General features: G+C 73.0%; 8 protein-coding genes. 6 read left to right on the forward strand and 2 right to left on the reverse strand.

The window, feature by feature from the left end; all coding sequences use genetic code 11:
* Positions 1-17 precede the first annotated feature (17 nt).
* Positions 18-1,082, reverse strand: a complete 1,065-nt coding sequence (locus IEZ31_RS11420) for an AbfB domain-containing protein (RefSeq protein WP_229834702.1) — start codon at positions 1,080-1,082, stop codon at positions 18-20.
* Positions 1,079-2,455, reverse strand: a complete 1,377-nt coding sequence (locus IEZ31_RS11425; protein WP_229834705.1) for a glycoside hydrolase family 43 protein — start codon at positions 2,453-2,455, stop codon at positions 1,079-1,081. The genes IEZ31_RS11420 and IEZ31_RS11425 overlap by 4 nt, the downstream gene beginning before the upstream one ends.
* Before the next feature lie 244 nt (positions 2,456-2,699).
* On the opposite strand from IEZ31_RS11425, the gene IEZ31_RS11430 reads away from it, so the two are divergent.
* The 6 genes from IEZ31_RS11430 to IEZ31_RS11455 all read left to right on the forward strand — a co-directional run bounded on the left by IEZ31_RS11430 (position 2,700) and on the right by IEZ31_RS11455 (position 12,232).
* A complete protein-coding gene (locus IEZ31_RS11430; RefSeq protein ID WP_229834708.1) occupies positions 2,700-4,973 on the forward strand; it encodes an ATP-binding cassette domain-containing protein in 2,274 nt (757 codons plus the stop codon).
* 433 nt (positions 4,974-5,406) lie between these two features.
* Positions 5,407-6,552: an NAD(P)/FAD-dependent oxidoreductase gene (locus tag IEZ31_RS11435; RefSeq protein WP_229834711.1), complete on the forward strand. Its 1,146-nt coding sequence runs from the start codon at positions 5,407-5,409 to the stop codon at positions 6,550-6,552.
* Positions 6,553-6,635: 83 nt separating this feature from the next.
* Positions 6,636-7,448 (forward strand): hypothetical protein, encoded by an 813-nt coding sequence (locus IEZ31_RS11440; RefSeq protein ID WP_190249772.1) that lies wholly within the window; start codon positions 6,636-6,638, stop codon positions 7,446-7,448.
* A gap of 122 nt (positions 7,449-7,570) precedes the next feature.
* A complete protein-coding gene (locus IEZ31_RS11445; protein WP_190249773.1) occupies positions 7,571-8,272 on the forward strand; it encodes an AzlC family ABC transporter permease in 702 nt (233 codons plus the stop codon).
* Entirely contained in the window at positions 8,265-8,567 is a 303-nt protein-coding gene (locus IEZ31_RS11450; RefSeq protein WP_190249774.1) for an AzlD domain-containing protein, read from the forward strand. The genes IEZ31_RS11445 and IEZ31_RS11450 overlap by 8 nt, the downstream gene beginning before the upstream one ends.
* A 77-nt stretch (positions 8,568-8,644) precedes the next feature.
* Positions 8,645-12,232: a CHAT domain-containing protein gene (locus IEZ31_RS11455; protein WP_190249775.1), complete on the forward strand. Its 3,588-nt coding sequence runs from the start codon at positions 8,645-8,647 to the stop codon at positions 12,230-12,232.
* Positions 12,233-12,242: the final 10 nt, after the last annotated feature.

Consider the following 12,242-nt stretch of genomic DNA (forward strand, 5'->3'; position numbering starts at 1 on the left):
GCGCCGGTGTCAGCGGGTCAGGTCGTGATGCGGAAGGTGGCGTCGGCGCGACCCGTCGCGTCGGTGATCGGGTCGAGCCGGAGCTGGTAGCTGTAGTGGCGGATGTACCGGTCGGGGAAGTTGTACGACTGGATCCGGTTGACGGCCGTCGTGCTCGGCCAGCGGGCCAGCACGCGGCTCTCCTCGGCGGCGGTGAGGTTGAGGATCTCGCCGTGGCGCTTCTTCGTGCCGCCCATCGCGTAGCTGCCCGCCGCCGGGATCCGGTAGCTCGCCGGTGGCGTGGCCGGGTTGGTGGTCAGCACCGGCAGGTAGCCGCGGCCGGACGCGTACTGGTCGAGGTACAACGCCCACTCGCTGCCGGTGTTGAACTTCATCCACATCGGGCCCTCGACCTGGGAACCGGTCAGCCCGATCCCGGACAGGTTGCCGAGGTTCGTCCACGTCCCGAGGATCGCGTTGCTGCCCTCGACGGTGATCTGCCCGTCGCCGGAGGCGCGCACGTAGCGGTAGCTCCCGGTCGGCACCTCGATGATCTGCGTGTCGATGATGCCCTGCGTGCCCGCGCGGTCGATGTACAGCTGCGGGGTGGTGATGCTGCGGAAGTTCGACGTCCGGGCGTAGTAGATGCGGTGCTTCAGGACGCCGTTGAGGGTGGCGTTCGTCGCCCAGTACAGGACGTAGTCGTTCGTGGCCGGATTCCAGATCGCCTCCGGGGCCCACGCGTTGCGGCTGCCGTTGTTCTGGGCGGTGCTCCAGTCCTGACCGCAGGAGATGCACAGGTCGGTGGCGATGATCCAGTACCGGTCGCCGGCGGGCGAGCGGACCAGGGCGGGGTCGCGGACGCCCTTGGTGCCGACGGTGGAGCGCAGCACCAGCCCGCCGTTGTTCAGGTCGGTCCAGTGCAGGCCGTCCTTGCTGTGGGCGAAGTAGATCTGCTGGGCGGTCGACGACTCGCCGATGAAGTGCGCGAGGAGGTACCCGGTGAACGGGTCGAGCGCGGCGGCCCGGGTCGCGGTCGCGAGCAGGAGGCAGCACACGGCGGCCACCGTGGCGAGGGCGCGCCGCACGACGTGACGGCTCACGAGGTGACCTTGAACGTCGCGTCCTGGCGGTCGGTGGCGGTGCTGATCGGGTCGATCCGCAGCACGTAGTTGGAGTGGCGCAGGTACCGGTCGGGGAAGTTGTACGACCGCAACGACGACCATGTCGAGTCGGCGAGGCCGGCGACGCGGGTGAAGGTGGCGTCGGCGCGGAACGCGGCGGTGTTGTCGTTCGCGTCGAGGCGGATCTCGTAGTTGTAATGGCGCAGGTACCGCGTGGGGTAGTTCACCGACTGGAACGACACGCCGGCGCTGTCGGCCAGGCCGGGCACCAGCTTCCACAGCTGGTCCTGGTAGGGGTCGAACGGGTAGGCGTCGATCCGGCCGACGTTGTCGGCGTGGCGGACGAAGCGGTCGGGGAAGTTCGACGACTTGAGCCGCACCCAGGCCGGCAGGCCCCAGCGGGACACGAGCGCGTTGTACTCGGCCGACGTGATGCCGGCGATCGAGCCGTGCTTGGCGTTCAGCGGCGGGGTGTAGTCGCGCTGGTTGAGCACGCTCCACGCGTTGCCGCCGACGTTGGTGCTGGACCAGGCGTAGTAGTCGTTGTTGACCGGGCTGAACGAGTCGCCCCACAGCCACCAGCCCGTGCCGGCGTTGTTGCGCACCAGCATCGGCGCCTCCATGGCGCTGCCCTGGCGCAGGCCGGAGGTGTACGTGGTGTAGCTGTTGGCGGCGCCGGTCGACGAGCGCGCGCCGTAGGTCAGGCCGTTGCTGAGGTTCTTGTAGTAGAGGTAGAACGTGCCGCCGTCCACGACGATGTCGCCGTCGAGGACGCCGGAGCCGGGGCTGAAGTACACCTGGCTGGCACTGACGGTGCGGAAGTCCGACGTGTAGTTGACCATGAACACGTCGGCGCCGTTGTTCGCCGAGTACACAATCCCGTACTGTCCGCGCGCCGCGTCCCAGAACGCGGTCGGCGCCCAGGTGTGGGTGTTGAGCGTGTGCATGCGGATCCGGCGGTACCCCGAGAAGCCGGTGAGGTCGGTCGAGTCCCAGACGTGCAGGTACTGGTTGTTCTGGCCGAAGTCGGTGCCGTTGAGGTCGGTGGCCAGCACGACGAACGTGCCGTCCTGCTTGCGCAGCACGAACGGGTCGCGCAGGCCGAGCGTGCCGGCGGTCGGGGTGACGACCGGGTTGTTCTGGTTCAGCGGCGCCCAGTTCAGGCCGTCGGTGCTCACCGCGAGGTGCAGGCCGTAGTTGGCGCCGGTCATGCTGGGCGACTCGGTGAAGTAGGCGAAGACGTAGGCGCTGTTGGCGGCGGCGGCGACATCGGCGGTGGCGGTGACGCCGATCGTGGTGGCGGCGGCGGACAGGCCGGTCAGCTGGACGAACGTTCGGCGGCTCAGGTGCACGTTGCGGTCCTCTCTGGGCGCGCCCGCACCGGCCTGTTACCGTTAACATTCTTGCGATGCGTGACGGGACCGGCGGGAAGGGCTCGGCGGCGGGGGTGTCGTCGGCAGTGCGTATGGGGGGCGTCGACTCATCGACGGCCGTATGGCGGACGGCTCGTTACGAGGGAGTGTTAGCGATAACACGGATGGTGTCAAGCCTGTCTTGCTGCCGGAAAGTGTCAGACCTGGCGGATATCGTGACCCGGTGCATGCGGCAGACAGTCATGATCTGATCAAGGTCCACGGGGCCCGTGAGAACAACCTGCGCGAGGTGAGCGTCGAGATCCCGAAGCGGCGCCTGACGGTGTTCACCGGGGTTTCGGGCTCGGGCAAGAGCTCGCTCGTGTTCGGCACGATCGCGGCCGAGTCACAGCGGCTCATCAACGAGACCTACAGCGCCTTCGTCCAGGGGTTCATGCCGAGCCAGTCCCGGCCCGACGTCGACCTCCTCGAAGGCCTGACCACCGCGATCATCGTCGACCAGGAGCGGATGGGGGCCAACTCCCGCTCGACGGTCGGCACGGCGACCGACGCCAACGCGATGCTGCGGATCGTGTTCAGCCGGCTCGGCGCGCCGAGCGCGGGCCCGGCGTTCCACTACAGCTTCAACGTGCCGGCCGGCGCCTGCGTGCGGTGCGAGGGCATGGGCACCGCGAGCGACATCGACCTCGACGAGCTGTTCGACCGCGACAAGTCGCTCAACGAAGGCGCGATCACCATCCCGGGCTACAACGCCGACGGCTGGCTCGTGCGCATCTTCGCGGCCTCCGGCTTCATCGACGGCGACAAGCCGATCCGTGACTACACCGAGCAGGAGCTGCACGACTTCCTCTACCGTGAGCCCGTCAAGGTCAAGGTGGAGAGCATCAACATGACGTATGAGGGGCTGGTCCCCCGCGTCCAGAAGTCGTTCCTGCAGAAGGACAAGGAGGCGCTGCAGCCGCACATCCGCGCCTTCGTCGAGCGCGCGGTCACGTTCACCGCCTGCCCCGAGTGCGGCGGCGCCCGGCTCAACCAGGCCGCCCTCGCCTCGCGGATCAACGGCATCAACATCGCCGAGGCCTGCGCGATGCAGATCAGCGACCTCGCCGAGTGGGTCCGCGCGATCAAGGCGCCCTCGGTCGCGCCGGTGCTGGCCACGCTGCAGCAGACGCTCGACTCGTTCGTGGAGATCGGCCTCGGCTATCTCAGCCTCGACCGCCCCTCGGGCACGCTGTCCGGCGGCGAGGCGCAGCGCACGAAGATGATCCGGCACCTGGGTTCGAGCCTGACCGACGTGTCATACATCTTCGACGAGCCCACCGTCGGCCTGCACCCGCACGACATCCAGCGGATGAACGGGCTGCTCGTCCGCCTGCGCGACAAGGGCAACACGGTGCTCGTGGTCGAGCACAAGCCGGAGACGATCGAGATCGCCGACCACGTCGTCGACCTCGGCCCGGGCGCCGGCGGCGCGGGCGGCACGGTCTGCTTCGAGGGCACCGTCGACGGGCTGCGGTCGAGCGACACGCTGACCGGCCGCCACCTCGACTACCGCGCCACCCTGAAGCCCGACCCGCGCAAGCCCTCCGGCGTGCTCGAGATCCGCAACGCGACCCGGCACAACCTCCGGGACGTGAGCGTCGACGTTCCGCTCGGCGTCCTGTGCGTCGTCACCGGCGTCGCCGGATCGGGCAAGAGCTCGCTCATCCACGGCTCGATCCCCAAGGGCGCGGGCGTGGTCTCGGTCGACCAGACCGCCATCCGCGGCTCCCGCCGCAGCAACCCGGCGACCTACACCGGCGTGCTCGACCCGATCCGCACGGCGTTCGCGAAGGCCAACGGCGTGAAGCCGGCGCTGTTCAGCGCCAACTCGGCCGGCGCCTGCCCCAACTGCAACGGCGCCGGCGTCATCTACACCGACCTGGCCATGATGGCCGGCGTGTCGACGGTGTGCGAGGAGTGCGAGGGCAAGCGGTTCCAGGCGTCCGTCCTGGAGTACAAGCTGGGCGGCAAGGACATCAGCGAGGTCCTGGCGATGCCGGTCGCCGAGGCGGAGGGCTTCTTCGCCACGGGCAAGGCCAAGTCCGCGGCCGCCCACGCGATCCTGCTCCGCATGGCCGACGTCGGCCTGGGCTACCTGACGCTGGGCCAGCCCCTGACCACCCTGTCGGGCGGCGAGCGCCAACGCCTGAAGCTGGCCATCCACATGGCCGACAAGGGCGGCATCTACGTCCTCGACGAGCCCACGACGGGCCTGCACCTGGCCGACGTCGAGCAGCTCCTGGGCCTCCTCGACCGCCTGGTCGACGCGGGCAAGTCCGTCATCGTCATCGAACACCACCTGGCCGTGATGGCCCGCGCCGACTGGATCATCGACCTGGGCCCGGGCGCCGGCCACGACGGCGGCAAGGTGGTCTTCGAGGGCACCCCGGCCGACCTGGTAGCCACCAGCTCCACCCTGACGGGCGAACACCTGGCCAAGTACGTCAACGCGTAACCCACGGCCGGTCTCGCCCTCCGCCGCGCACGCCACACGAACCGGGCGTGCGCGGCGGCCGGCGGCGCCCGCCCAAGCAGGCAACGGGGGCGGCCGGCCGGCACGGCACGCGCCCGGCTCGCACGGCGCGCCCGGCTCGCACGGCCTGGCGGCCAGACACACGCCACGGGCATTCCGCACGCACGATCGTTCGACGCGCTCCGTGCGGAGTGCGCTTGACCGGCTGGCCGCCACCCGCCTGGGAGGCGATGGGTGTCACTCGTGAGGCATGAATGTCGCGGCAGCGGCACACCCGCACCGGAAGCGCCGCCTCCAGCCGCCCCGGCCGTCCGGTCAAGCCGCGCTGCTGGGTGTGTGGCCGGCGTGTGAAGGTCGCGGGTGGGTAGCGTGCAGGAGCGCCGCGATCCGGCGCCGCGGCCGTAGCTTCGGTAGCGTGCCTAGTGTTGACGTCCTCGTGGTAGGTGCCGGCCTGGCCGGGCTGCACACCGCGCGGCTGCTCGGGCAGCGCGGGCTGAGCGTGGTCGTCGTTGATCGGCGGCGGTCATTGTCGGCCGGGATCCGCACCACCGGGATCTTCGTGCGGCGCACGCTCGAGGACTTCGACCTGCCCGAGCACCTGCTCGGGCCCGGGGTTCGGGACGTGCTCCTGTATCCGCCCTCGCGGCGGGCGCCCGTGCGGCTCAGCAGTGAGCGGGACGAGTACCGGGTCGCCGACATGCCCGGGGTCTACGAGCACGCCCGGCGGGCCGCCGGAGCCGCCGGAGTACAGGTGCGGCTCGGGGTCCGGTACGAAGGGGTCGACGGGAACGTCGTCCGGCTCGGGCGGGACGACGCGGTCCGGGCGCGGTTCGTCGTCGGGGCGGACGGGGCGCGGTCGGCGGTGGCGAGGGACCTTGGGCTTGACGTCAACCGGCAGCTGCTCGTCGGGGCGGAGATCGTCCATCCGATCCGGCCCGGGGACCGGCGACCCGCCTTCCACTGCGTGCTCGACCCGCGGGTCGCGCCCGGGTACCTCGGCTGGGTCATCGACGACGGGAGACACGCCCACATCGGCGTCGCCGGATACCAGCGCGCCATGAATGGCGGCGTGAAGCGGCTGCTCGACGTGTTCGCCGCGACCGCGCCCGGAAGGTCCGAGCCCACCGGCGACGTCGAGCGGCGCGGGGGGCCGATTCCCGTCGGTGGGATCCTGAGGAGGCTGGCCTGCCCGCGCGGGCTGCTCGTCGGGGACGCCGCCGGGGCCGTGTCACCGCTCACCGCCGGCGGGCTCGATCCCTGCCTGCGGCTGTCCGAGCTGGCCGCCGACGTCGTCGTCCGGTACCTCCACAGCGGCGACGACGCGGTCCTCCGGCAGTACGACGGGAACGCCCTGCGGCAGCGGTTCCGCGGGCGGCTCGCGATGCGGCGGCTGCTGGCCGGGATCCGGCGGCCCGCCGTCGCCGAGGCGGCCGTGGCGGCCCTGCGGACGCCGGCCGGGCGGGCCGCCGCGCGCCGGGTGCTGTTCGGGGACGGGTCGTTCCCCGACGTCACTGTACGGCTGGGAAGCCCTGTGAGCCGCGTCACCTCGGCACGACCGTGACCGACAAGTGATCGTCCGGGACACACCACGGACAGCTGGCGCCAGTACGATCCTCGCGCCATCCCACTCTTAGGAAGAACTCGATGAAGCTCGCATGGGGACGGGCCGCGGCGACAATCGCCGCGGCCACTTTGATGTTCGGCACGACCGCCTGCGCCGACGCCACGGAGAGCACCGGCACGCCGGGCGCCGCGGCGACCACCTCCAAGGCGCCGGAGGCGAAGCAGGTCCTGCTCGGCTCGCTCGCGGAGTACGACAAGGGCGTCTACGCGATGGAGTTCACCGGCCGGGACAACAAGGGTTCGGGCGCGATCGACGCGACCAAGAAGCACGCGTACATGAAGATGGTCTCGACCGACCCGGACGCCGCGTTCACGATGGAGATCCTGCTGCTGGACCCGGACGCCTACCTGAAGATGGACATGGGCGACCTGGCCAAGCAGCTGCCGGGCATGTCGCTGATGACCGGCAAGACCTGGATGCACCTCGACAAGGCGAAGATCACCGACGCCGACACCCTCGGCATCAAGGAGGACGAGTCGGACATGCTCGACCTCAAGGCCCTGCTCGACAGCGCCAAGGACGTCAAGACCAGCGGCGACGGCAAGTTCACCGGCACGCTCGACCTGGCCAAGGGCGACGACTCGCCGATGACCGACGAGGCCGTGGTCAAGGCCCTCGCCGACAAGGCCGCCGCCGTCCCGTTCACCGCGACCGTCGACGCCCAGGGCCGGTTCTCCGACATGACGATCGACGTGCCGGCGGCCGGCGAGACCAAGCCGCACCAGCTGACGCTCAAGGTGACGCAGTACGGCACGGTCACCATCCCGGCCAAGCCGACCGGCAAGGCCGTCGTCGAGGCCCCGGCCAGCGCGTACGAGATCCTCAACGGCTGATCCGGACGCGGCGGCCCGCACGCCGACGGGCGGGCCGCCGCGCCCAACATGGGGAGCCCCCCGCCCCGATCTGGGGGATCGCTCCGATTCCCGGGGGCCGTGCCGCGCCTAGCGTCGGTGGCATGGAAACCGGCATGGAAATCACCGGACAGCGGCCACCGACCGGGGTCCGCGACGCGTTACCGATGCTCGCGGCGCTGGTCCCGTTCGGGCTCACCGTCGGCGCGGCCGTCGCCGCGAGCGACGTGGGCCCGTTCACCGGGTGGTCCTCGTCCTGGCTCATCGTCGGCGGCGGCGCCCAGCTCGTCGCCGTGCAGCTGCTCGACGGCGGCGCCCACGCCGCCCTGATCGTCGCGATGACCCTCGTCGTCAACGCGCGGCACCTGCTCTACAGCGCGTCGATCGCGCCCTACGCCCAGCCCTGGCCGCGCCGCTGGCGGCTGCTCGGCGCATACGTGCTCGCCGACCCGGTCTACGCGCTGGCCATCGGCCGCTTCGAGCGCGTCGGCGAACGGCCGGCCGCGCGGCTGCGGTACTACGCCGGCGTCGCGGCCGTCCTGTGGCCCGGCTGGCTGCTGATCACCGGCGCCGGCGTGCTGCTGGCCGGGCTCCTGCCGGACACGCTGCCGCTGACGTTCGCGGTGCCGCTCGGCTTCCTGCTGCTGCTCCTGCCGATGCTCAAGGACCTCCCGGCGATCGCCGCCGCGGCCGCCGGCGGTGCCGTCGCGCTCGCCACGGCCGGGCTGCCGCTCGGGCTCAACGTGCTCCTCGGCGGCGCCGCGGGCGCCCTCGCCGGGATGTCCGCCGGCGGCGGCGATGCGTGAGTGGCTCGTCCTCGCGGCGGTCGGCGCCGGCACCTACCTGATGCGGGTCGCGTTCCTCCTGCCGGGCCGCGGCGCGGCGCCGGCGCCCGTGCGGCGCGCCCTGCCGCACATCGGACCGGCCGTGCTGGGCGCCCTCGTGACGCCCGCGCTGCTCCTGCCGGCGGGGGATGCGTCGGTACTGCCGACGCTCGCCGCCGCCTTCGTCTGTGCCCTGGTGTGGTGGCGTAGCCGGAACACACCCGTCGCCCTCGTCACCGGCCTGCTGACCGCCTGGGCCGCCCTGTCGGTGCTGTGAAAGCAGAGAGGAGTCCGCTCATGCCTATGCACTGGGCCGGTCCGACCCGCTGACGAGTGGCTGACATGATGGCGGCCATGAATGGCAGCGACCTGAACGAACTGCGGCTCGACGTCCGCGTCGCGCAGAGCCGGATGCGCAGCACCGCGATGCTCAACGGAGCGCCGCTGTGCGAGCGGGACGAGCCGCTGCCGTTCGGGCGCGACGAGGTCTGGACACTGCTCGACCGGCCCGACGCCGCCGAGCGGCTGGGCCGGCTGGGGCAGCGACTGTCGGCCGCGCTGTTCGACGCCGACGCGCTGGACCGGCTCACGACGCTCGTCGGCGACGGCGCGGCCGTCGACGTCGTGGTCACCGGCGACGGGCCCGCCCACGAGCTGCCGTTCGAGCTGATCCGGCTGACCGACCAGCGGGTCCTCGCCACGGTCGACGGCGTGCGGTTCACGCGGGCGGTCGCCGGGGTGGACACCGCCGTCCAGCCGCCGTCGCCCGGGCCGCTGAAGATCCTGGTCGCGGTCGGCGCGCCGGAGCACACCGAGAACGTGGCGCTCGACATCGAGGCCGAGATGCAGGCCATCATGAGTGTCGTCGACGGGCTGCGCCGGGTCGAGGTCACGATCCTGGAGGTGGCCGGGCCGCAGGAGATCGCCGAGGCGCTGCGCCGCGACGCGTACCACGTGCTGCACCTGTCGGCCCACGGCTCCCCGCACGGCGTCGAGCTGGAGGACCGCGACGGCAACGCCGTGCAGGTCGGCGCCGAGGACCTGGTGCGCGTGCTGCGCCGCGGCGGCCGTCCACTGCCGCTCATCGTGCTGTCCAGCTGCGACGGTGCCGCCGACGCGTCCACCGGGCTGGCGGTGACGCTGCTGCGGCACGGCGCCGAGCGGGTGATCGCGATGCAGACGTCGGTCAGCGACCGGTACGCGACCGGCCTGCTCACCCGCGTCTACCGGACCCTGGCCGAGGAGAACCGGCCCGTGGCGGCCGCCCTCGCCGGGGCGCGTGCGGCGCTGTTCGACGACGAGGGGCGCCCCGAGTACGCGGTGGCGACGCTGTTCGCCGCCGGCGACGGTCCATTGTGGAATGCGGACCTGGATGCGGTACCGCTGAGCAACCCGACGGACCCGCCGAGCGGGACGGGCGTGCGGGAGCTGGCCCTCGGCGAGCTCGTCGGCCGCCGCGCCCTGCTGCGCACCGTGCTGCGGACGCTGCGCGACGACCTGCCGCCCGCGGAGGGCTCGGCGCTCGTCAACGGCGTCGTCCTGACGGGTGTCGCGGGCATCGGCAAGACCGCGCTGGCCGGCCGCGCCCTCAACCGGCTGCGCGAGGACGACGACGACCCGTGGACGATCGTCGTGCCCGCCTCGGACCTCGGCGACGTGGCCGAGCTGACCGAGCTGACCGAGGCGCTGCGCACCCGGCGCGTGCTGGTTCTCTTCGACGACTTCGAGCGGCACCTCACCGTCGGCGGCGAGGCGTTCCGCGAGCCCGGGTTCGCCGACGCCTTCGCGGCGCTGTGCAAGGCGGCGGAGCGCGGCAAGATCCTGGTGACCAGCCGGCACCCGGTGCCGGGCGACGCGCCGCTGCGGCGGGTCGAGGTGCCGCCGATGGGCGACGCCGAGCTGAGCCGGCTGCTGCTGCGCATGCCCGCGCTGCGCGAGGTCGACCCCGACGACCGGGCCACGATCCTGGCGACGATCGGCGGGCACCCGCGGCTCGTCGAGTTCGTCGACGCGCTGCTGCGCGGCAAGGGCGGCCGGGCCCGGCTGCCCGAGGTCACCGAGCGGCTGCGCGCCCTCGCGCGGCGCGAGCGGATCGCGCTGGCCCGCTCGGCCGCCGACGCGCCCGGCGCGGCCGCGGCGACCCGGCAGGCGGTCACGCTCGCCGCCCGGGACATGCTCATCGAGGAGCTGGTCGGCCTGCTCTCCCCCGCCGAGCGCGAGACGCTGCTGCAGGCCGCCGTGGTACGGATACCGCTGACCGCCGCCGACCTCGCCGTCGCGCTCGACGGCACGGACCCGGCCGCGCACCTCGTGCGGCTGCGGGGCCTCACGCTCGTCGCGGCCGGCGGCGACGGGGTCCTCGTCGAGCCGTGGGTCCGCGAGGCGCTGGCCGGCCTGCACGGCGACCGGCTCGCCGACCGGCACCGGCGGGCCGCCGCGATGTGCGCACACGTCTTCGATGCGAACCGGGCCGACTTCGGCACGCTGACCGAGGCCGTGCACCACCTGCGGGCCCTCGACGCGGCCGACGAGCTGGCCGCGTTCGCCGGGCGGGTGCTGCCGAAGCTCGACGGCGCGCTGACGGTCGCCACGTTCCTCGACCCGGTGACGACGTACCTGCCGGCGGAGCACCCCGCCTTCACCCGCCTCGCCGAGCGCGCACGCGACGCGCTGGAGGCGCTGGGCCGTACCGCCGACGCCGCCGCGCTCGGTGACACGGTCATCGCGTGCCATCGCGCGGCGGCCGGGGCGCAGCCGAACGCGCCCGCCGAGGCGGAACCGAACGCGTCCGCCGAGGCGGAACCGAACGCGTCCGCCTGGGTGGAGCTGAGTGCGGCGCTCGACACGCAGGGCCGGCTGCTGCACCGGCTCGGCCGCACCGACGACGCGCGCCGCTGCTACGCCGAGGCGCTCGACATCGACGAGCGACTCAGCTCGGCCGAGCCCGGCGAGGACCGGCTGCGGCGCAACGTCGGCCTGAGCCACCGCCGGCTGGCCCAGCTCGCCCTCGACGGCGGCGACCTCGGCGACGCCCGCACGGCCGGCGCGGCGGCGCTGGACATCCACCGGGCGCTCGCCGAGGCCCACCCGGACACGGCGGCACCGCAGGTCGACCTCGCCACCGCCCTCGGCCTGCTGGCCGCCGTCGCGCGCGCCGAGGGCGACACCGCCGCGGCCCGGCAGCTGACCGAGCAGGCCCTGGAGCTGTGGCGCCGGCTCGCCGTGGACGAGCCGTCGCTGCAGGACGAGCTCGCCGGCGCGGTGAGCGCCCTGGCCGACCTCGTCCGGGCCGAAGGGAGCGATCCCGGTCGGGCCCGGGAGCTGACCCTGGAGGCGGCCGGGATCATCGCGGGCCTGGCCGAGGCCGACCCGGAGAGCCTGCCCCGCAAGCGCGAGCTGCTCGCCTCGTACTGGCGGCTGGCCGACATGGACACCGACGCGGGCGACCTCGCCTGCGCCGGCAAGCACGTGGCGAGCGGCCTGTCGCTCGCGGAGCACCTCGCCGAGACCGACCCGGACAGCCTCGACGCGTGGCGCGACCTGACGACGGCGCTGCGCCGCACGGCCGAGCACGCCGCCGCCAACGGCCGGCCGGAGGAGGTGCGGGGCAACCTGGAGTGGGCGCTGGAGATCGCGGAGCGGCTCGTGCACCGCTTCCCGCGCGCCGCCGGCCGGCACCGGGAGCTGGCCGCGGCGGCCGAGCGGCTGGGCGACTGGCTGCGCGACACCGGCGACCACGCCGCGGCCCGCGCCCTGTTCCGGCAGGGTGTCGCCGCGTCACGGCGGCGGGCGGCGCTCGATCCGGGCGACGCGGGCGCGCCCCTGGCCGAGGCGGCCCTGCACGCGCGCATCGCCGAACTGGACGCGGTGGCCGGGCACGAGGGCCGGGCCCGTCAGCGGGGCCGGCGCGCCCTCGCGGCCCTTCCCGGTGGCGACGAGTGACCCGGCCGGC

Origin of the sequence: Dactylosporangium sucinum (assembly GCF_014647515.1) — a bacterium.
In the GTDB taxonomy this organism is placed as follows: domain Bacteria; phylum Actinomycetota; class Actinomycetes; order Mycobacteriales; family Micromonosporaceae; genus Dactylosporangium; species Dactylosporangium sucinum.

Coding starts and splice junctions, on each gene's coding strand:
- IEZ31_RS11445 (WP_190249773.1), top strand. CDS start 7,571: ATGGAAACCGGCATGGAAATCACCGGACAGCGGCCACCGACCGGGGTC.
- IEZ31_RS11450 (WP_190249774.1), top strand. CDS start 8,265: ATGCGTGAGTGGCTCGTCCTCGCGGCGGTCGGCGCCGGCACCTACCTG.
- IEZ31_RS11455 (WP_190249775.1), top strand. CDS start 8,645: ATGAATGGCAGCGACCTGAACGAACTGCGGCTCGACGTCCGCGTCGCG.
- IEZ31_RS11440 (WP_190249772.1), top strand. CDS start 6,636: ATGAAGCTCGCATGGGGACGGGCCGCGGCGACAATCGCCGCGGCCACT.